This is a genomic window from Nocardioides sp. GY 10127 (assembly GCF_004919085.1).
Taxonomy (GTDB): Bacteria; Actinomycetota; Actinomycetes; order Propionibacteriales; family Nocardioidaceae; genus Nocardioides.
This window is the reverse complement of sequence record NZ_STGL01000006.1, coordinates 190,219-209,538: the sequence shown is the minus strand read 5'-3', so window position 1 is coordinate 209,538 and position 19,320 is coordinate 190,219. Positions and strand designations below refer to the sequence as shown.

Annotated in this window: 24 protein-coding genes and 2 pseudogenes; 18 read left to right on the top strand and 8 right to left on the bottom strand. The window is 72.5% G+C overall.

What is annotated here, in order from left to right; translation table 11 throughout:
* Both modA and E8D37_RS11065 read right to left on the bottom strand, forming a co-directional pair.
* Window positions 1–867: a molybdate ABC transporter substrate-binding protein gene (modA, locus tag E8D37_RS11070; protein WP_206055695.1), complete on the bottom strand. Its 867-nt coding sequence runs from the start codon at window positions 865–867 to the stop codon at window positions 1–3.
* Complete coding sequence (locus E8D37_RS11065) at window positions 864–1,259, bottom strand: TOBE domain-containing protein (RefSeq protein WP_206055694.1); 396 nt, start codon at window positions 1,257–1,259, stop codon at window positions 864–866. Before E8D37_RS11065 ends, modA begins: the two co-directional genes overlap by 4 nt.
* Window positions 1,260–1,356: 97 nt before the next feature.
* On the opposite strand from E8D37_RS11065, the gene E8D37_RS11060 reads away from it, so the two are divergent.
* Window positions 1,357–2,022, top strand: a complete 666-nt coding sequence (locus E8D37_RS11060; RefSeq protein WP_168929721.1) for a DUF4245 family protein — start codon at window positions 1,357–1,359, stop codon at window positions 2,020–2,022.
* A gap of 20 nt (window positions 2,023–2,042) precedes the next feature.
* Here the strand turns inward: E8D37_RS11060 and E8D37_RS11055 are convergent, their stop codons facing one another.
* Together E8D37_RS11055 and xseA are read right to left on the bottom strand one after the other, a co-directional pair.
* Window positions 2,043–2,270 (bottom strand): exodeoxyribonuclease VII small subunit, encoded by a 228-nt coding sequence (locus tag E8D37_RS11055; RefSeq protein WP_136569828.1) that lies wholly within the window; start codon window positions 2,268–2,270, stop codon window positions 2,043–2,045.
* A complete protein-coding gene (gene xseA, locus E8D37_RS11050; protein ID WP_136569827.1) occupies window positions 2,263–3,531 on the bottom strand; it encodes an exodeoxyribonuclease VII large subunit in 1,269 nt (422 codons plus the stop codon). The genes E8D37_RS11055 and xseA overlap by 8 nt, the downstream gene beginning before the upstream one ends.
* Before the next feature lie 47 nt (window positions 3,532–3,578).
* Here xseA and E8D37_RS11045 point away from each other — a divergent pair, with 47 nt between their 5' ends.
* Both E8D37_RS11045 and E8D37_RS11040 read left to right on the top strand, forming a co-directional pair.
* On the top strand, window positions 3,579–4,589 hold the full coding sequence (locus E8D37_RS11045) for a 4-hydroxy-3-methylbut-2-enyl diphosphate reductase (protein ID WP_136569826.1): 1,011 nt from the start codon (window positions 3,579–3,581) through the stop codon (window positions 4,587–4,589).
* Window positions 4,590–4,891: 302 nt separating this feature from the next.
* Complete coding sequence (locus E8D37_RS11040) at window positions 4,892–5,515, top strand: L-threonylcarbamoyladenylate synthase (RefSeq protein WP_136569825.1); 624 nt, start codon at window positions 4,892–4,894, stop codon at window positions 5,513–5,515.
* On the opposite strand, the gene E8D37_RS11035 is transcribed toward E8D37_RS11040, so the two are convergent.
* The 3 genes from E8D37_RS11035 to E8D37_RS11025 form a co-directional block, all read right to left on the bottom strand.
* The gene (locus E8D37_RS11035) at window positions 5,464–6,048 is read right to left on the bottom strand and encodes a DUF6542 domain-containing protein (RefSeq protein ID WP_136569824.1); all 585 of its coding nucleotides are present in this window, start codon (window positions 6,046–6,048) and stop codon (window positions 5,464–5,466) included. The genes E8D37_RS11040 and E8D37_RS11035 overlap by 52 nt on opposite strands.
* A 66-nt stretch (window positions 6,049–6,114) precedes the next feature.
* Window positions 6,115–7,203: a DNA recombination protein RmuC gene (locus E8D37_RS11030; protein ID WP_136569823.1), complete on the bottom strand. Its 1,089-nt coding sequence runs from the start codon at window positions 7,201–7,203 to the stop codon at window positions 6,115–6,117.
* 144 nt (window positions 7,204–7,347) lie between these two features.
* Window positions 7,348–8,148, bottom strand: a complete 801-nt coding sequence (locus tag E8D37_RS11025) for an exodeoxyribonuclease III (protein ID WP_136569822.1) — start codon at window positions 8,146–8,148, stop codon at window positions 7,348–7,350.
* Window positions 8,149–8,192: 44 nt separating this feature from the next.
* On the opposite strand from E8D37_RS11025, the gene E8D37_RS11020 reads away from it, so the two are divergent.
* From E8D37_RS11020 to E8D37_RS10960, 14 genes and pseudogenes are all read left to right on the top strand, one after another.
* Complete coding sequence (locus E8D37_RS11020; RefSeq protein ID WP_136569821.1) at window positions 8,193–9,950, top strand: NAD-binding protein; 1,758 nt, start codon at window positions 8,193–8,195, stop codon at window positions 9,948–9,950.
* Entirely contained in the window at window positions 9,947–10,381 is a 435-nt protein-coding gene (locus E8D37_RS11015) for a hypothetical protein (protein ID WP_136569820.1), read from the top strand. Before E8D37_RS11020 ends, E8D37_RS11015 begins: the two co-directional genes overlap by 4 nt.
* Window positions 10,382–10,392: 11 nt before the next feature.
* Window positions 10,393–11,466 (top strand): redox-regulated ATPase YchF, encoded by a 1,074-nt coding sequence (ychF, locus tag E8D37_RS11010; RefSeq protein ID WP_136569819.1) that lies wholly within the window; start codon window positions 10,393–10,395, stop codon window positions 11,464–11,466.
* A 110-nt stretch (window positions 11,467–11,576) separates the two neighbouring features.
* Window positions 11,577–11,837: a hypothetical protein gene (locus E8D37_RS19860; protein WP_168929720.1), complete on the top strand. Its 261-nt coding sequence runs from the start codon at window positions 11,577–11,579 to the stop codon at window positions 11,835–11,837.
* Entirely contained in the window at window positions 11,795–12,178 is a 384-nt protein-coding gene (locus E8D37_RS11005) for a DUF4240 domain-containing protein (RefSeq protein ID WP_168929719.1), read from the top strand. The genes E8D37_RS19860 and E8D37_RS11005 overlap by 43 nt, the downstream gene beginning before the upstream one ends.
* 225 nt (window positions 12,179–12,403) lie before the next feature.
* Window positions 12,404–12,796: pseudogene (locus E8D37_RS11000) on the top strand (transposase); the annotation flags it as partial.
* Between the two features lie 10 nt (window positions 12,797–12,806).
* Window positions 12,807–13,496, top strand: a complete 690-nt coding sequence (locus E8D37_RS10995; protein ID WP_168929707.1) for a hypothetical protein — start codon at window positions 12,807–12,809, stop codon at window positions 13,494–13,496.
* Entirely contained in the window at window positions 13,493–13,699 is a 207-nt protein-coding gene (locus E8D37_RS10990; protein WP_136569816.1) for a hypothetical protein, read from the top strand. The genes E8D37_RS10995 and E8D37_RS10990 overlap by 4 nt, the downstream gene beginning before the upstream one ends.
* Window positions 13,700–13,936: 237 nt before the next feature.
* Window positions 13,937–14,242: a nucleotidyltransferase domain-containing protein gene (locus E8D37_RS10985; protein WP_136569815.1), complete on the top strand. Its 306-nt coding sequence runs from the start codon at window positions 13,937–13,939 to the stop codon at window positions 14,240–14,242.
* 19 nt (window positions 14,243–14,261) lie between these two features.
* Window positions 14,262–14,567 (top strand): annotated as a pseudogene (locus tag E8D37_RS20690) (HepT-like ribonuclease domain-containing protein); the annotation flags it as partial.
* Between the two features lie 163 nt (window positions 14,568–14,730).
* Window positions 14,731–15,048, top strand: a complete 318-nt coding sequence (locus tag E8D37_RS10975) for a HigA family addiction module antitoxin (RefSeq protein WP_136569814.1) — start codon at window positions 14,731–14,733, stop codon at window positions 15,046–15,048.
* Window positions 15,045–15,341, top strand: a complete 297-nt coding sequence (locus E8D37_RS10970; RefSeq protein ID WP_136570091.1) for an antibiotic biosynthesis monooxygenase — start codon at window positions 15,045–15,047, stop codon at window positions 15,339–15,341. The genes E8D37_RS10975 and E8D37_RS10970 overlap by 4 nt, the downstream gene beginning before the upstream one ends.
* A 39-nt stretch (window positions 15,342–15,380) precedes the next feature.
* Entirely contained in the window at window positions 15,381–16,130 is a 750-nt protein-coding gene (locus E8D37_RS10965) for a DinB family protein (RefSeq protein ID WP_136569813.1), read from the top strand.
* Between the two features lie 78 nt (window positions 16,131–16,208).
* A complete protein-coding gene (locus E8D37_RS10960) occupies window positions 16,209–16,919 on the top strand; it encodes a hypothetical protein (protein ID WP_136569812.1) in 711 nt (236 codons plus the stop codon).
* A gap of 51 nt (window positions 16,920–16,970) precedes the next feature.
* Here the strand turns inward: E8D37_RS10960 and E8D37_RS10955 are convergent, their stop codons facing one another.
* Window positions 16,971–17,330: an HNH endonuclease gene (locus E8D37_RS10955; protein WP_136569811.1), complete on the bottom strand. Its 360-nt coding sequence runs from the start codon at window positions 17,328–17,330 to the stop codon at window positions 16,971–16,973.
* A gap of 616 nt (window positions 17,331–17,946) precedes the next feature.
* Here E8D37_RS10955 and E8D37_RS10950 point away from each other — a divergent pair.
* The gene (locus tag E8D37_RS10950; RefSeq protein ID WP_136569810.1) at window positions 17,947–19,269 is read left to right on the top strand and encodes a helix-turn-helix domain-containing protein; all 1,323 of its coding nucleotides are present in this window, start codon (window positions 17,947–17,949) and stop codon (window positions 19,267–19,269) included.
* The last annotated feature ends 51 nt before the right edge of the window (window positions 19,270–19,320 follow it).

The window sequence follows — 19,320 nt, the reverse complement described above, 5'->3', positions numbered from 1 at the left end:
TCAGCCCTGCGGCGCGGAGAAGCCGGCGTCGGCGAGGACCTTCTGCCCCTCGGCCGACATGACGAGCTCGATGAACTTGCGGGCCAGCGTCGGGTGCTCGGACTGGGTGAGCGGCGCGATCGGGTAGGAGGTCACGTGGTCCTCGGCGCCCGGCACCGTGAAGGTCTGCACCGCGTCGCCGGCGGCCGCCGCGTCGGTGACGTAGACGAACCCGGCGTCCGCCTCGTCGCTGGTCACCTTCTGCAGCACCGACTTCACGTCCACCTCGAGGCTGGCGGGCTGGGAGGTGACGCCCTCCTCCTTCGAGATCGCGGCCCACAGGGAGCCGCAGGGTGCGGTCTCGACACAGGCCACGTAGGTGGCGTCGCCGTCCACGGCGTCGGCGAAGTCGGTGATGCCGGCCGGGTTGTCGGCCGGCACGACCATCGTCAGCGTGTTGCTGGCGAAGATCTCCGGGGCGTCGTCGAGGGCGTCGGTGGCCGAGTCCATCGTGGTGGTGTCGGCGGTGGCGAGGAGGTCGGCCGGGGCGCCGTCGAGCGCCTGCGAGGCGAGCGTGGCGGAGGAGTCGAACGAGAGCGTCACGTGGACGTCCGGGTGGGCCTTCTCGAAGTCGTCGGCGAGGGTCGTGAAGGACTCGGTCAGGGAGGCCGCCGCGAGGATCGTGAGGTCGACCTGGCCGCTGCTGCTGTCGGTGCTGCTGTCGGTGCTGCCGCTCGCGTCCGTGGAGCTCGAGCCGGAGCTGCACGCCGCGAGGCCGGTGAGGGCGAGGGCGAGGCAGGCGGCCCCGGCGACGCGGCGGAGCCGGGCGGCGGTGCGGGCGGTGCGGGCGGTGCGGGCGGTGCTGGGCAGGGGGGAGCGGGGGTTCACGGGGTCTCCACGGTGACGTTGGTGGACTTGACGCTCGCGACGACGCGCGAGCCGGGGGCGAGGCCGAGCTCGGTGGCGGCCTCGGTCGACATGAGCGAGACGAGCCGGTAGGGCCCGCACGCCATGTCGACCTGCGCCATGACGGTGTCCGCCACGACGCGCAGGACGATGCCGGGCAGCCGGTTGCGGGCGCTGACCTGGGCGGTCCTGGTCAGGTCCGGGTCCGGTCGCTCCAGCAGCCCGCCGGCGAGCTCGGCGAGGTCGGGGCCGTCGATGACCAGGCGGCCCGCCTCGCGGCGGGAGGCGACGCGGCCCGCCTCGACCCACCTGCGGACGGTGTCGTCGCTGACGCCGAGCACGGTGGCTGCCTCCGCAATTGCGTAGTGGGTCACCCGGGCAGTGTGCCGCATGTGCGGCACCGGTGTCGCTCCAACGCCGCGGCCGGGGCCGAGTGTGGTGCGTCGCGCACCATCGGGGACCATGGGGGACGTGAACGACCAGGCGACGCAGCCCGAGCCGGACGGGGCCGACCCGGCCACCTCAGCGAGCCCGCAGGAGCCCGGTGCCATGGGCATCCCGGCCGGCCGTCCCGGGCGCTACAAGCGCTCGACCAACGGGCTGGTCGCCTCCATGGTGGTGCTGGTCGTGGTGGTCGTCGCGGCCTGGCAGGCGTTCGGGCTGTTCCGCACGGAGCCGACCGTCACGGGCTCGGACGTCTCCTACAGCGACGTCGTCGGCTCGTTCGCCTACGCCGACGGGACCTGGGTCTACCCCTCCGCGCTGCCCGACGGCTGGCGCCTCAACGCCGACCCGCTCGTCCCGACCGCCGAGGGACTGCTCGACATCGCGATGCTCACGAGCAACGACACGTTCGTGGGCGTGCACGTGGAGGACGAGGACGTCGAGGACCTGCTCGAGACGCTGGTCGACACCGCCGCGCACGAGCAGGGCACCTGGACGCTGCCCGACGCGCCCGCCGGCGTCCCCTCCACCTGGAAGGTCTGGACGGACGAGGGCGGGGACACCGCCTACACCGCCACGATCGGCACCGGCGGCCGGAAGAAGACCGTCGTCGTCTACGGCTCGGCCTCCACCGAGGACCTGCAGCAGGTGCTGGGGCTGCTCGTCGCCTCCTCTTCGGCCTCGGCGTCCTGAGGCCCGGCCCTCCGGGGGGCTCAGCCCTCGGAGTCGGCCTCCAGCACTGCCTCGAGCCGCGCCCGGGCGCCGTCGAGCCAGCCCTGGCAGGCCGTGGCGAGGCGCTCGCCGCGCTCCCAGAGGGCCAGGGACTCCTCCAGCGTCGTGCCGCCGGCCTCGAGTCGCCGCACGGTCTCCACGAGCTCCTCGCGGGCCTGCTCGTAGGTGAGGTCGCCCAGGCCCGGCTCGGTCGTCTTCTTCTCAGCCATCGGTGTCCTCGTCCTGTTCGTGCTGCTGGTCGGTGCGCCCGCTCGCGGGCTCGGTGCCGGTGACCTCGGCGTGCACCCGGCCGTCGGCGACCCGCACCGACACCCGGCCGCCCGCGGCCACCTCGTCGATCGTGGACACGACGTGCCCCTCGGCGTCCTGGAGGACGGCGTAGCCGCGCCGCAGCGTCTCCAGCGGGGAGAGGGCGCGGGCCCGCGCCCGGTGGTGGTCGATCTCGTCGGCGGCGCGGTCGAGCCGGTGGGAGAGGCTCCGCCGGGCGCGCTCGCGCAGGGCGTCGAGCTCGGCGGTGCGGTCGTCCAGGAGGCTGCGGGGGTCGGCGAGGACGGGGCGGGAGCGCAGGGAGTCCAGCGTGTGCTGCTCGCGCTCGACCCGGCCGACGAGCAGCGTCCGGAGCCGCTCGCGGGCCCAGCGGACGCCGGAGAGCTCCTCCGCGACGTTCGGCACGACCCTCTTGGCCGCGTCCGTGGGCGTGGAGGCGCGGACGTCGGCCACGAGGTCGAGGAGCGGGGTGTCGGGCTCGTGGCCGATGGCGGAGACGACCGGCGTGCGCAGCGCGTGGACGGTGCGGATGATGCCCTCGTCGGAGAAGGGCAGCAGGTCCTCCACCGAGCCGCCGCCGCGGGCGACGACGATGACGTCGACCTCCGGGTGCGCCTCGAGCCGGCGCAGCGCCTCGATCACCTCGCCGGCGCAGCGGGTGCCCTGCATGGTGGCGTGGGCGACCTCGAACGCGACGGCAGGCCAGCGGCGGCGGGCGTTCTCCAGGACGTCGCGCTCGGCGGCGCTGTTGGGCGCGGTGACCAGGCCGACGCGGGTGGGCAGGAACGGGAGGCTGCGCTTGCGGGCCTGGTCGAAGAGGCCCTCGGCGGCGAGCAGCTGGCGGCGCCGCTCGAGCCGCGCGAGCAGCTCGCCCAGCCCGACCATCCGGATCTCCCGGGCGAACAGCGAGAGCGTGCCGCGCGGGGCGTAGTAGGTCGGCTTGGCGTTGACGATGACGCTGGCGCCCTCGACCAGCGGCGGGTTGAGGCTGTCGAAGGTGACCCGCGTGCAGGTCACGCTCACCGAGACGTCCGCCACCGAGTCACGCAGCGTGAGGAAGACGGTGCCCACCCCGGGGCGGCGGCTCACCTGCGCCACCTGGCCCTCGACCCAGACCGCGCCCAGACGGTCGATGTAGCCCGAGATGAGGTTGGCGATCTGCCGCACGGGCGCGGGCGCGCCGGGGGAGGTCTCCAGGGGCATGACGGCGAGGTTAGAGGACCCCACCGACAGCCCCCTACGATGGCGCCATGAGCACCGACATGGGGATGCCGCCGGTCCTGTCGCCCGAGGAGGCGGAGAAGCAGGTCCTGCTCGCCGCGCCGCGCGGCTACTGCGCGGGCGTCGACCGCGCCGTCGTCACCGTCGAGCAGGCGCTCGACCTCTACGGCCCGCCCGTGTACGTGCGCAAGCAGATCGTCCACAACAAGCACGTCGTGGCCGAGCTCGAGAAGCGCGGCGCGATCTTCGTGGAGGAGATCCCGGAGGTGCCCGAGGGCGCCACGGTGGTGTTCTCCGCGCACGGCGTGAGCCCCGAGGTGCACCGCGAGTCCGCCGAGCGGAACCTCAAGACCATCGACGCGACCTGCCCGCTGGTGACGAAGGTGCACCACGAGGCCAAGCGGTTCGCGAACGAGGACTACGACATCCTCCTCATCGGCCACGCGGGCCACGAGGAGGTCGAGGGCACCGCCGGTGAGGCGCCCGAGCACATCCAGCTGGTGGAGGGCCCCGAGGACGTCGCGAACGTCGTCGTGCGCGACCCCGCCAAGGTGGCGTGGCTGTCCCAGACGACGCTGTCCGTCGACGAGACCCTCGCGACCGTCGACGCGATCCGTGAGCGCTTCCCGCTGCTGCTCGACCCGCCCAGCGACGACATCTGCTACGCCACGCAGAACCGCCAGCTGGCCGTGAAGGAGATCGCCAAGGACTCCGACCTCGTCATCGTCGTCGGCTCCGGCAACTCCTCGAACTCCGTGCGGCTCGTCGAGGTCGCCCTCGAGGCCGGCGCCGGCTCGTCCTACCGCGTCGACGACGCCTCCGAGATCGACGAGGCCTGGCTGGCCGGCGTCTCCACCGTCTCGGTCACCTCCGGCGCGTCCGTGCCCGAGGAGCTCGTCCAGGGCGTCCTCGCGTTCCTCGCCGAGCGTGGCTACCCCGACGCCCGCGCCGTCCACTCCGCCGAGGAGTCCCTGGTCTTCGCGCTCCCCAAGGAGCTGCGCCGCGACCTCAAGGCCGCCCGCATCGCTGCCGAGGGCTGACGCTCTTTCGGCGGCTGGTTCGGCCGCGGGGCGGCTGGGCTGGCTGGGTGGCGGTGTGTGAGCAACCGTCTGGCTTGGTGATGACGTTGCTGGGGCACCGCTGATCGCGGGGCGGTTGGGTGGCGGTGTGTGAGCAACCGTCCGGCCCGGCGATCACGTTGGTGGGCCACCGCCGGTCGCCCGCCCGGGACGTCATCCGTACCGGCCCTGGATCGCGCCGCGACGCATGACGTCCGCACCCCCCCGACGAGCAGCACCCACCGGCGCCGGTTGGGGGAGGCCCCGGGGATACGCTGCTGGGCGTGGCACGTTTCGTCGATCTTCACCCCGAGAACCCGCAGGCACGGATGGTCCGCCAGGTCGTGGAGGCGATCAAGGACGAGGACGCGCTGATCGCCTACCCGACCGACTCCGGCTACGCGCTCGGCTGCCGGCTGGGCAACCGGGACGGTCGCGACCGCATCCTCAAGATCCGCGGCCTCGACGACCGCCACCACTTCACGCTGCTGTGCGCCGACTTCGGCCAGCTCGGGCAGCTGGTGCACGTCGACAACGCCGCGTTCCGGGCGATCCGGGCGTGCACGCCGGGCCCCTACACCTTCATCCTCCCGGGCACCCCGGAGGTGCCGCGGCGGCTGCTGCACCCGAAGAAGAAGACGGTCGGCGTGCGCATCCCGGACCACGTCGCGACCCAGGCGATCCTGGCCGAGCTGGGTGAGCCCCTGCTGTCGTCGACGCTGATCCTGCCGGGCGAGGAGGAGCCCCGCACGATCGGCTGGGACGTCAAGGAGGAGCTCGACCACGTCGTCGACATCGTCATCGAGGCCGGGGAGACCCCGGCGGTGCCGACCACGGTCGTCGACTGGTCCGAGGGCTACCCCGAGGTGACGCGCCTCGGTGCAGGCGACGCCTCGCGGTTCGAGTAGCCCACGGGGGCGGGTCGGCCCGCCGGGCGCTGGACGGTGACCGGCCGGACGCCCGGGCGCGTCGTGCCCGCCTGCGATCGAGCGACAGGGGCGGGCCGCGGCGACGGGTGCGCCGACGACTGCGGCTTCGGGTGGGCGTGGGCCTTGCGGACCCGGTCCCGCATCCACAGCACCCCGAACGCCAGGCCGTAGCCGAGGACGAGCGGGAACGCGTGCAGGCCGAGACCGCTGGCCACCGCCTGCACGAGCCCGTCGTCGGCGGTGGTGACGATGCCGGGGTCGGTCCAGGCGGCGACGAGCAGCAGCCCGGTCATGAGCCAGGGCGGGACGATCCCGGCGACGAACGAGTCGCTCGGCCGCACCATGAGCGCGATGCCGACGCACGAGAGCACGTAGACGGAGTCGAAGAGCAGGCCCAGGCCGCTGGTGAAGCCCGCGTCGATCGCGAGCGCACCGAGCGTGGCGGCCGTCGCTGCGCCGGCCACGAGCCAGCCGGGGTACCGGCCCTCCTCCCACACGGTCCGTGCGGTCATGGCGAGCTCCTCCGCGGCGCGCACGCCGCTCTGCGTGGGGTGCGGCGGCCCGGGGCGGACCGCCTCCTAGCCCACGCTAGGGCGGGGCCGCGCCTCCTCGTCGGCGCCGCGCCGCTCGACCGCGTGCAGGTCGACGGAACGCGGGGAGCCCAGCGGCTCGTCGGCCACGCCCTGCTCCTCGAAGCGGCGCGCGGCCACGAGCACCCGGGACTCCAGCGAGCCGACGGCCGCGTTGTAGTGCCCCACGGCGGCGTTGAGGGAGCGGCCGACCGAGTCCAGGTGCCCGCCGAGCGTGCCCAGCCGGCGGTGCAGCTCGCGCCCCAGACGGTGGACCTCCCGGGTCTGCTCGGCCAGCGCCTCGTGCCGCCAGCCCTGCGCGACGGTGCGCAGCAGGGCGATGAGCGTCGTGGGGGAGGCGAGCACGACCTGCTTGGCGGCGGCGTGCTCGAGCAGGGTCGGGTCGGCCTCCAGCGCCGCGGCCAGCACCGACTCCGCGGGCAGGAACAGGACGACGAACTCGGGCGCTGAGTCGAGCGCCTCCCAGTAGGACTTCGAGGCCAGCTGGTCGACGTGGGTCCGCACCTGCCGGCCGTGCCGCCTCAGGTGGGCCGCGCGCTCGTCGTCCTCGTCGCTGGAGGTGGCGTCGAGGTAGGCCTCCAGCGAGACCTTCGCGTCGACGACGACCTGGCGCCCACCGACGAGGTGGACCACGAGGTCGGGGCGCAGCGCGCCGTCGGCGAGCCGGACCTGCTCGGAGAAGTCCACCCGGTCCACCAGGCCGGCGAGCTCGACGGCCCGCCGCAGGTGCAGCTCGCCCCAGCGTCCACGCACCTGCGGCTTGCGCAGGGCGGTGGCCAGCGAGGACGTCTCACGGCGGAGCAGGTCGGTGGTGTGGCGCATGTCGAGCACCTGCTGGTGCAGCTGACCCTGCCAGGAGGCGCGGGCGTGCTCGAGGTCTCGCAGCTGGTCGCCCAGCCGGTCGAGGCCCTCCTTGACGACCGCCGAGTCCTCCACGCGCGCGGTCAGCGAGGCGACGACGGCGTCGGAGGGGGCTCCGCTGCCCCGCGCGCGGGCCCACGACCAGCCCAGCAGCACGCCGAGCAGCACCCCGACGAGCAGGGTGGCGGCGAGGATCAACAGGCTGGCGACGTCCATGCCCCCACCATGACCGAGACCACCGACAGCCCGCGGTCAGGCGCGCGGCCGCGCGGCCGACACAGCCCGCACAACCCGCACAACCCCCACAGCCTGCACGGCTCGCCCCCGGGAGCCCCTGGGAGCCCCCGGAAGCCCGCGGGCTCAGTCGGCCAGGTCCACGACCACGGGCGCGTGGTCGGACGGCGCGCCGGGGAAGACGGTCGGGTCCCGCTCCTCGCGGTCCACGAACGCACCCGTCACCCGCGAGGCGAACGACTCCGAGCCGAGCACGAAGTCGATCCGCATGCCGCGGTTCCGCTCGAAGCGCTGCCGGTAGTAGTCCCAGTAGGTGTAGGTCGCCGGGTCGAGGGTGTGGGGGCGGACGACGTCGGTCCAGCCGTCCTCGAGGAACGCCGAGAAGGCGGCGCGCTCGGGCGGGGTGACGTGGGTGTCCTTGGCGAACGCGGCGATGTCGAAGACGTCGCTGTCCAGGGGCGCGACGTTCCAGTCGCCGACGAGCGCGGTGGGCTCGCCGGCCCAGGCCTGCGCGGCGGTGCGCAGGCGGGCCAGCCAGTCCAGCTTGTAGTGGTAGTGCTCGTCGTCCGGCTTGCGCCCGTTGGGGACGTAGAGCGACCACACCCGCACGCCTCCGCAGACCGCGCCCAGGGCGCGCGCCTCGACCACGGGATCGGCACCGCCCTTGCCGAAGGCGGGCTGCTCGGCGAAGTGCTCGGTGACCTGCTCCAGGCCGACGCGGCTGATGATCGCCACGCCGTTCCACTGGTCGTAGCCCGAGGCCGCGACCTCGTAGCCCTTCGCCTCCAGCCCCATGACGGGCAGCTGCTCGGGCTTGGCCTTGGTCTCCTGCACGGCCAGCACGTCGACGTCGTGGCGCTCGAGGAAGGCCTCGACACGGTCGATCCGGGTGCGCAGGGAGTTGACGTTCCAGGTGGCGATCCGCACGAGTCCACCCTAGGGACCCGCCCGCTACGGCAGGATTGCGGCCCATGGCCACCTCACCGCTCCCGCCCGGCGGGCACGTGGTGGTGTGCGGCCTGCACGACGAGGGCCTCACGCTCGTCCAGCAGCTCACGCGCGTGGGCGTCCCGGCGATCGTCGTCGAGCAGCACCCCGACCCCCGCCTCCTCGCCGCGCTCGACCGGCTCGGCACCCCGCACCTGCGCGCCGACCCCCGCCTCCCGGCCACGTTGGAGGCCGCGGGGCTGCGCACCTGCACCGCCCTGGTCTGCGTGGAGTCCGACGACGTGCGGACGCTGGCCACCGCCCTGCTCGCGCGCGAGCTGCGGCCCGACCTCCAGGTGGTGGTGCAGCTGCGCAACGCCGCGGTCGGGCGCGCGCTGGAGGGGATCGGGGTCTCCGTCCTGGACGTCGCCCGGCTCGCCGTCCCCTCGATCGTGGCCGCGTGCCTGGGCACCGGGCGCCGCGAGCTGCGCCTGCCCGGCCTCGACCTCGTGGTCGCCGAGGGCACCTGCGTGCGCCCCGGCACCCTGCGCGGGCAGTTCGGCGACCTGGCGCCCATCGCGCTGGTGCACGCAGACGGCACCCGCGAGATCAGCCCCAGCCGCGCCACCGAGGTAGTGCCGGGCGACCGCGCCGTCGTCGTCGGCACCCACGCCGACCTCGACCGCGTCGGCCTCGGCGAGCAGCCCTCGCGCGCGAGCGAGCGGCCCGTCTTCGTCGGCGCCCGGGCGCCGCGGCCGCGTCGCGACCAGCGGGCGTGGTGGGTGGACGTCGTGCGCGCGCTCGACCGGCGCATCCCGCTCGTCGTCGGGGCGCTGGCGTCCATCGCGGGCCTGTCCGTCGTCGTCCTCGGCCTCGGCTACCGCGAGGCCGACGGCACGCGGATGTCCCCGCTCGACGCCCTCTACTTCACCGTCGAGACGATGGCCACCGTCGGCTACGGCGACTTCTCCTTCCGCGAGCAGGACCCCTGGCTGCGGTTCTGGGCCATCGGGCTGATGGCGCTGGGGGCCACCACGGTCGCGATCTTCTTCGCCCTCGTCACGAACGCGCTGGTCACCCGGCAGATCGAGACCACGCTCGGCCGCCGTCGGATCACCGGGATGCGCGAGCACGTGGTGGTCGTCGGGCTCGGGTCGATGGGTCTCGGCGTCGTCCGGGGGCTCCTGGACGCCGGGGTGCCGGCCGTCGTGGTCGAGGCCGACCCCGACAACCGCCTGCTGGGCGAGGTCCGCTCGCTCGGCGTCCCCGTCCTGGTGGCCGACGCGACCCTGCCCGACACCTGGTCCGAGGTGCACCTGGACACCGCGCGGGCGGTGGCGGTCATGACGTCGGAGGACCTGGTCAACCTCGAGGCCGGCCTGGCCGCCCGCGACCTGCTGGGCGACCGGCTCGGTGCCGTGCCCGTCGTCCTGCGCCTCTTCGACCAGAGCATGGTGCGCACCGTCGCCGGCGGGTTCGGCTTCCGCGACACCCGCTCGCCCGCCGTCCTCGCCGCCCCCTGGTTCGTGGGGGAGGCGCTCGGACTGCAGGTCGTCGACACCTTCTACGTGGGCTCAGAGCCGATGCTGGTCGCCCGCATGGCCGTGAGCGACGCGCTGGTCGGGCTGCGGATGCGCGAGCTCGGGGCCGACATCCGCGTCGTGGCGCTCGTGCGCCGCGGCGGCGAGGTCGTGAGCCGGCCGGGCCGCGACACCTGTTTCGAGCCGGGGGACGCCGCCTACCTGGTGGGCCCGGACGAGGAGCTGCTCACGCTGCTCCGTGCCGACGAGGGGGGACGATGAGAAGGACCGTGCAGGTCATGCTGGTGGTGGCCATCGTGATCGACGTGGCGTACTGGACGACGTGGGCGCTGGCCCGCGACGTCCTCGCCAGCTCGCACCGCGAGGCCTACTACGAGTTCGAGAACGCGTTCCCGCTGGCCGACCTCTGGCTCGCCGTCGCGTGCGCGGGCGCCCTGGTGGCGGTGACCCGCGGCTCGGTGCGGGCGCCGCTGTGGCTGACGGCGGCGGGGGCGGCCGGGCTGTACCTGTTCGGGATGGACTTCCTCTACGACGTGGAGCACGGGATCTTCCTCAGCGGCGGCGGGGGAGTCGTGGAGGCCGTCATCGTCGCGCTCACCCTCGTCTTCTCGCTCACGATGCTCGTGCACGGGTGGCGCGAGGACGGCCGGGCCCGGGAACGGGATTCGCAGGCGTCCCTCGCCGACGCCTAGACTCGCGCCCCGTGGCTCTCACCATCGGGATCGTCGGCCTGCCCAACGCGGGCAAGTCCACCCTCTTCAACGCGCTGACCAAGAACGACGTGCTCGCGGCGAACTACCCGTTCGCGACGATCGAGCCGAACGTCGGCGTCGTCGGCGTGCCGGACGCCCGGCTCCCCAAGCTGGCCGAGATCTTCGGGTCCGAGAAGATCCTCCCGGCGACGGTGGAGTTCGTGGACATCGCGGGCATCGTCCGCGGCGCCTCCCAGGGCGAGGGCTTGGGCAACAAGTTCCTCAGCCACATCCGGGAGTCCGCGGCGATCTGCCAGGTCACCCGCGTGTTCCGGGACGAGGACGTCACCCACGTGGACGGCGAGGTGAACCCGGGCAACGACATCTCGACGATCCAGACCGAGCTGATCCTGGCCGACCTGGAGACCGTCGAGCGCGCCGTCGTCCGCCTTGAGAAGGAGTCGCGCAAGGTCAAGGACCTCGTCGCGAACCTCGAGGCCGCGAAGGAGGCGAAGGAGGCGCTCGAGGCGGGCACCCCGATCATCGCCACCTCGATCGACCGCTCGCTGCTGCGCGAGCTCTCGCTGCTCACCGCCAAGCCGTTCATCTACGTCTTCAACTGCGACTCCGACGAGCTCGGCGACGAGGACCTCAAGGCGAGGATGCGCGAGATCGTCGCGCCGGCCGAGGCCATCTTCCTGGACGCCAAGTTCGAGGCCGAGCTCGCCGAGCTGGACGACGAGGAGGCCGCCGAGTTCCTCGCGGACGCCGGCATCTCCGAGCCCGGCCTCGAGGTGCTCGCGCGCGTCGGCTTCGCCACCCTCGGCCTGCAGACCTACCTGACCGCCGGCCCCAAGGAGACGCGGGCCTGGACGATCAAGCAGGGCGACACCGCCCCCGAGGCCGCGGGAGTCATCCACACCGACTTCCAGAAGGGCTTCATCAAGGCCGAGATCGTCTCCTTCGACGACCTCGTCGCCGCCGGCACCATGGTGAAGGCCAAGGAGGCCGGCAAGGTGCGCATGGAGGGCAAGGAGTACGTCATGCACGACGGCGACGTGGTGGAGTTCCGCTTCAACGTCTGAGTCCGGCACGGCACCTAGCCCCCACCCGGCTGGCGGTGTGGGGGCTGTCGTGTTGCGCCGCTTGTGGCGTTCCTGCCCTGGACGCCTGGTGCGCGGGGGAGGAACCCTCCGTGAGATCTCGGACCCTTCCCACGCTGGTGGCTGCCGCCGCGCTGCTCGTGCCCCTCGCCCTGGCCGGCTGTTCCTCGAACAGTGAGTCGACCGACGCCACGAGCGTCTCGCCCTGCCTGCCGGACGACGTGAGCGACGAGGCCGCGGGGCCGGCCGTCGACGACGAGGAGTTCTGGTCCTGGTGGGCGCCTCGCGCTCGGTCGCGGAGGATGGGGACGTGCGCCAGGCGCGGGCGCTGCGCGGCGTCCTGGAGCCACTGACCGCGCAGCAGGTCGGTGCCTTCCACCGGACGTTCGTGCGGATGAGCAGGGCGCTCGCCACACAGCAGGTGGCCGAGGCTGCGGACGCGACCTGCCTGCCGAGCGTCGGGCTCGGCGACGACCTCTTCAGCGACTTCCGCAGCTGGCTGATCGGGCAGGGCGAGGACGCGTACGCGGCCGTGCTTGCCGACCCGGACGCCCTGGCCGACCTGCCCGGCGTCCGTCGGGGCTGCGGCATGGGCCAGCCGTTCGGGGCGGCCGCGTACGTCGAGTACGCCGAGAAGGCAGGGCGGTCCGCAGCGAGGAGGCTGCCTGCGCTGGAGACGATCGGGGTCCGCTGACAGGGCGCGCGGCGGGCGCTGCCGCGTCCGCAGGCGCCGCGACGGGCTCACAGGTGAGGTCGACGGCGCCGTCGTCCACAGGCGACCGTGAGGCAGTCCAGTTGAGTCCCCGATAGTGGTGTAGCGCGGTCGCTGAGATCGTCGCCGGCGTGGAGCCGGAAACGGACGCGGCCACCGCGTGATCCTTCGAGTCAACCTTCCACAGAATTCTCGAGGACCATCGCGATGACCGCTCCACACATTGTCGACCCTGCAGGCCTTCTCGGCGACGCCCTCGCCGAAGCCAGCCCCGATCTGATGCGCTCGCTGCTGCAGAACGTGATCAACGCTCTGCTGTCCGCGGACGCCGACGCGGTCGTGGGCGCCGAGTACGGACGCCCCGCGCCGGGCCGCACCAGCCAGCGCAACGGCTACCGTCACCGCGACCTCGACACCCGCGTCGGCACCATCGACGTCGCGATCCCCAAGCTACGCAAGGGCACCTACTTCCCCGAATGGCTCCTGGAGCGCCGGAAGCGAGCCGAGTCCGCGCTGATCACCGTGGTCGCCGACTGCTACCTCGCCGGCGTGAGCACCCGGCGGATGGACAAGCTGGTCAAGACCCTCGGGATCGACTCCTGTCCTGCCTGTGGGTCTGCCTGGAGGAGCACTCGCGACCGGCATCGAGCAGGACGACGCCGTCACCTACGTCGGGTCCGACTCCGACGTGGACGTAGTGGTGAAGGCCTCAAGCGACGGAGACGCACAGCTGCTCGCGGTACTGAACTCGCCCGAGTCATCGACCTCGCTGGAGTTCCCGGTCGGTGATTCCGACACCACGCTTACCGAGAACGAGGACGGCTCAGTCTCGGTCACCCGGCCGGTCACCCTCGACGACGGAACAACCGTCCCTGTCAACGTCGGCGAGATCCTGGCGCCTTGGTCTGTTGACGCCAACGGCGCCCCCGTCGCGACCAACTACTCCATTCGCGGCAACACGCTGGTCCAGCACATCTATCCCTCCAGTGACACCGCGTACCCCATCGTCGCTGACCCCAGCGTGAAGGTGACCCTTTTCGGGGTCTACATCCACTGGTCCCAGTCCGACGCGCTCAAGATTGCCAAGGCGACAAGCGCAGGACTAGCTGCCGCGGCGGCTACCCTCTGCGAAGGCATCACCGCGACCGTCGGAACAGTGGTCTGCGTTGCAGCAGTGGCCGCCGTATGGACATTCATCGACGACCTGACCCAGGCGGCCGTCAAGTCGGCCTACAGTGAGGGACTGCGATTGACGACGCGCGTGGCGCCGTTTACGTACACGTACTGGGAGAAGGCGTGACCGCCAAAGCCGCACTCAACACCAAGGCCCGAATCCACTTCATCTGGACCGCCATCTTCTCGGTAATCGTCACCACCACCATCGTCCGAGAGCAAGGCGTTTCCGCCAGTTCCTGGCTGGAAGCGCTCTTCGTTGTGGCTGTGGTGGTGGCAGTCAGCGTGGCAGGCTATTTCCTACACCCGAAGATGCGGCCACCACGCTGACGGTCGGACCGTGTCTGCTGTGGTTCGGGCCTGGGCCTGTACCACAGCAGACACAGGGAAATTTCCGCCAGTTCTCGCGCCCGCCGACATCAATGACCGATACCCGTCTCTTAAGGGCGGCGCAGATCGGTGCCTCGTCGCCGCGTGCCGGCGCAGTTCGCCGCTCGAGGCGGCTGACGGATGGGCCATCGCTGCTGGTCCTCGACCAGCACAGACGGACCTCTCTATCCTGAGGACATGTCGGCCAGCGAAGTGACCCCGGAGAGCGTGGCTCTCCGAGGCTTGGTCGACGCACGTCGAGCGGAGCTCGACGTGCTGCTGGCCAAGTACTCGGCAACACGCCCGCGACTCTTCGGTTCTGTCGCGCGCGGCACGGCGCACGAGGGCAGTGACATCGACATCCTCGTGGACATGGACGCCGCAGATGGCAACCTCCTCATGCGGGCCTCGGGCTTGATGGAGGAGGTCAGGGCGCTGTTCGGGCGCGACGACATCGACGTCTTCCCGGAACAGCTGCTGAAGCGGCAGGTCGGCAGTCACTGATCGAGGAGGCTGTCGCTTTGTGAGCCGGAGCGTGGCGCAGCGGATCGCCGACATTCTCGAAGCGGTCGAGCGGTGCCGGCGGTACGTGCCGGCCTTGGAGGGTGGCGATCCCGACATCGTCGACATGGCCGAAGATGCGATCGAACGCAACCTGCAGATCATCGGCGAAGTCGCCAACCATCTGTCTGCCGAGGTGGTGGACGCGCACCCCGAGATCGCGTGGCCGCAGATCCGTGGATTCCGCAACATCCTCGTCCACCGGTACTTCGGCGTCGAGGTCGACGTGATCCGGGACGTGCTGGACAACTTTCTGCCGCCCCTCGCCGACGCCGTCCACGCAGCACATCGAACCAGCGGCGGACGCGACGGACTAGAGCGGGCAGGCCGGCACTGCACCATCCGCATCAACGACCAGTGGCGCCTCTGCTTCGTGTGGACTGCCGCCGGCCCCGAGAACGTCCAGGTCGTCGACTACCACCGAGGCGAACATGAGTCAGAAGATCGCGCCGATCCACCCTGGCGAGGTCCTCCTCGAGGACGTCATCGAGGGCTTCGGGCTCAGCCAGAACAAGCTGGCCGTGGCGCTGGGCGTGCCGCCCCGACGGATCAACGAGATCGTCCTCGGCAAGCGTCGGATCTCTGCGGACACCGCGCTCCGCCTCGGGCGGTACTTCGGCGTGGAGAGCGAGTTCTGGCTGAACCTCCAGTCGCGCTACGACCTCGAGGTCGAGCGCGACGCGATGCGCGACCAGCTCGAGGCGATCACGCCGATCCGGCCCGACCTGTGCTCCAGACTGAGCGCGTGAGCGACTCCCCGACCCCCGTCGTCCTGACCGGCCTCCTCCTCTGTCGCGACGCGGACGAGGCCCGCACGGTCGAGGAGCACCTGCCCACGCACGTGGCACTGACCCGCGCCGAGGCGGGCTGCCTCTCGTTCCAGGTGGTGCCCTCGGCGGAGCCGTGGGTCTGGGAGGTCTCGGAGCGCTTCGTGGACGCCGATGCCTTCCGCGCCCACCAGGCGCGGGTCGCCGCCAGCGAGTGGGGCGCCGCGACCGCGGGCATCGAGCGGCGCTACGAGGTCGAGGGCCTCGAGGGCTGAGTCTGTCGCGCTGTCGGTGCCCGACCCCATGATGGCCGCATGACGACCTACTCGGGCAAGGAATTCGAGGGCGCGACCTTCGTGGGCGCCAGCCTGCGCGGCGCGACCGTGCGCTTCTCCGACCTCACGGGCGTGAAGATCCGGGAGTCCGACGTGGGCGGCCTCGAGATCGACAGCCACGACCTCTTCTTCGGCTCGCTGCTGGTGAACGGGGTGGACGTCGTCCCGCTGGTCGCCGCCGAGCTCAACCGGCGATTCCCCGGCCGTGAGCTGCAGAACGCCCGGACCCCCCAGGGCCTGCGCGAGGCGTGGGTGGCGGTCCAGGGGGCGTGGGCCTCGCTGGTCTCCTCGACCCCGCGCGAGGTGTGGGACACCCAGGTGGACGACGAGTGGTCGCTCGCCCAGACGCTGCGGCACCTCGTCCTGGCCACCGACGCCTGGCTGGGGCGGGGCGTGCACCGCGAGCGCGAGCCGTGGCACCCGATCGGCCAGATCTTCACCGGCGCCGACGAGATGGGCTTCGACGTCTCGATCTTCAGGGAGCCGACCGGCCACGAGGAGATCCTTGCGGTCCGCGCGGAGCGTCAGCAGCAGGTCACCGACTTCCTCGCGTCCGCCACGCCCGAGCTGCTCGAGGAGGAGCGCGACAACCCGTGGGACGAGGACGGCACCGGCGAGTGGCACCCGTCCGTCGGCGACTGCGTCCGGGTGATCCTGGAGGAGGAGTGGGCGCACCTGCGGTACGTCACCCGGGACCTCGCGACGTTGCGGGGGAGCGGGGAGGGCTGAGCGGCCCTCAGGCCCGCGTGCAGGTCGCGGCCGGTTCGTGCCATTCCCGCTGGGCGGCGCGGCGGCTAGGGTCGCGGCGTGGTCAGCGCGATCGGGCGTCTCCTCGACGAGCTCTCGTGGGAGGGGAACGCCCGGAAGTACCGAGGCGGCGGTGTCGGCCTCGAGAACGTCCTGACGACCGAGGTGTTCCAAGCGTTGGACCTTCTCCCGAGAACTGCCTTCCTGGGGCGCGTCCTCGGCGCCGCCAGCCCTGTCTCGGCGGGGGCCACGGCAGCGATCGCTGAGGCGGTCGAGCAGATCGAAGGTGCGGACGTCGACGTGTTGGCCGGGGACGCCACCGCCGCCGACGATCGGGTGAAGGTCCAGCCGGACGCACTCATCGAGTCGTCGTCGAGCTATGTGCTCGTCGAGGCGAAGCGAGCCCGCGGCGGGTCCTTCCAGCCCGAGCAGCTCGCCCGTGAGCTCCTCGTCGCTTCGCACCAGGGGGCGGGGCGGGTCCCGCTGTTGCTTCTGGTGCTCGGTGAGGAACCACCGATCATGGTCAAGGGGCACGGTCGGCTGTCGATCGAGGACGCCGTTCGAGTCGGCCAGGAGTCGATCGAGGCGCGGCTCGGCATCTCGTGCGCCGCGGTGCTCGAGGACGCGTCGATCGCTCATCTGACCTGGGAGCGAATCGCACGGGAGACCGGCGCTGCCGCCGACGGTCTCGCAGCGGGAGACCCGTCTCTGGCCGCCGCGGTGAGACGGCTGGCGGGGACCGTCATCGATGCCGTCTCCCTCCACCGCTGAGGGTCGGCAGCCGTCGCGGCTGCGTGGGTCGTCGCCTGTTCGAGGTCGAGCTCAGCCCTCGGCCGGCTCGGTGGCCGCCAGGCTGCGGGTGATCGCCACCTGGCGGGTCCAGAACTCCCGCTCGTCCCGCTTCTTGCGCCGCATCCACACGGTCAGCTCGAGGTTGCACTTGCTCGCGTTGCACGAGCGGCAGGCGGGCACCACGTTCTCGACCGTGTAGCGACCGCCGCGCGAGATCGGCAGCATGCAGTCCTTCTGGAGCGCGCCGTCGTCGGCGCCGCCGCAGTAGGCGCAGCCGCCCCACGCCTCGCGCAGCGCCGTCCACTCGGCCGCCGTGAGGTCGTTGACCACCTGCGCCTTCCGCTTCGCCCGCCGCCGCGAGTAGCGGGCGCTGCGGGTGCGGGAGGGCATGCCCGTCAGGCTAGTGGGCGTGGTGCGGGACGTCGCGGTGGACGCGGCCGCGGTCTGGCGGTCGGCCTCGGGGTGATCGGCGGTTGGCTGGCCGGCCGGCCGTGGGTGGCGGGGACGTCATCCATCTGGGTGCGTTGTAGGGCCTGTTGTAGGGCCGGTTCGCATGACCTCCGGGAGGCGGGGGCCACTGGCGGTGGCGGAGCAACCGTCCAGAGCACGAGACCGGTTGCTGGGGCACCGCCAGTCGGGCGGCGGGGGATCGGCGGTGGCGGAGCAACCGGCCAGAGCACCAGACACGTTGCTGAGACACCGCCCACTCGGCGGGCGGGGGACTGGCGGTGGCGGGGCAACCGGCCGCGGTGCCGGAGAGGTTGCTGGGACACCGCCCAGTCGGCAGGCGGGGCATCGGCGGTGGCGGAGCAACCGACCAGAGCATCAGACAGGTTGCTGAGACACCGCCCACGCGGCCGGCTGGGCACCGGCGGTGGCAGAGCAACCGACCAGGCCGCCGGGACGTTCCTGGCACACCGCCGGTCGTCGGCGGGACAGATCATCCATTGCGACCCGGAAAGTCCGGTGGCGATACTCGACGCCGCTCCGGGAAGGGGGAGGTGCGGTGTTCGAGGCAGAGTCCGGTCGTCTGCAGGTCCTCCCGCTCCGGAGGACGCCGGGCCGAGGCACGCCCGCACACACCACGCCTCCTCGCACGAGCGAGCCGCCCCGCAGCAGCGAGCCGCCCCGCAGCACAGACAGCCCCCGCAGCACCGACGGCCCCCGCCCGAGCGACACGCAGGGTCCGGGCGACACACCCCAGCAGGACCTCGCGGACGAGCTCCAGCAGGCGACGGAGGTCATCCGGCTCCAGCAGTCGCTCGCCTCGGCACTCACGCAGGACGACCCGGAGGCGGCGATCCTCCGCACGCTGGCCAGGGGGCTCGACGTCCACGCGGCGCTGCTCAGCCCCACGGGCACGGTCCGGCGCACGTCGGGCAGCACGTTCGACTGGAGCCAGGTCGGGCTCGGCGACGTCCCGCGGTTCGTGGGGCGGACGGTCCCGACCCTGTTCGGCCCGTGCAGCCTCAGCCAGCACGCCCCGGGAATGCCGGTCGTCGCGATGATCGGCGCCGGCTACGTCCGCTCCTCGCCCCTGGCCCGCCCGCTCGGACGGTTCGCCGCCGCGCTCCTGGCCGGCCGACTCCGCGTCGACGCCGACCGCCGCGCCCGCGAGGCCGCCGCCTGCGCCGCCCTCTTCGAGCTCGCGCTGGAGCCGATGGAGCGCGTCGAGGGCCGGGTGGTCGCCTCGCAGCTCGCCGGCCACGGCTTCGAGCCGGCCACGGGGCTCACCGTCCTCGCCGCCCGCGCCCGTCGCTCCGACATGCGCGTCGAGGACGTCCGGGCCGACGTCGCAGCCTTCCTCGAGGGGCAGGCGGCCCCGCACGCCACCCTCGTGCGCGAGGACGTCGTCCTGGCGCTCGTGCCGCTGGCGGCGGTGAGCGAGCAAGCCACGTTGCGCCGGCTCACGCGGGCGAGCTCGGTGCGGGTCGGCGTGGGGCGGCACTGCACGACCCTGGAGCAGGTCCGGCGCGCCGCCGACGACGCGCTGCTGTGCGTCCGGCTGGAGTCCGACGACACGGTGACCACCTACGACGACCTCGACCTCGTCACCACGCTGCTCAGCGAGATCCCGATGGACAGCCTGGCCCCGAAGGTCGAGCGCTGGCGGGCGTTCCTGGCGGAGAACGAGTCGCTGCGCGAGACGCTGGTGGCCTACCTCGACAACGACCTCAACGTCGGCAGGACGGCGCAGGTGCTGGGGCTGCACCCCAACTCGGTGCGCTACCGCCTCACGCGCTGCGAGGAGATGCTCCAGATGGAGCTGCGCCGCTCGGCCACGATCATGGTGCTGCACCTCGTGCTGGCGGACTCCCTCCAGGAGTGACACGCCGGCCGCCCGGCGCTGGCCCAGCGGCCGTGCCCACCGGCCGCCCGG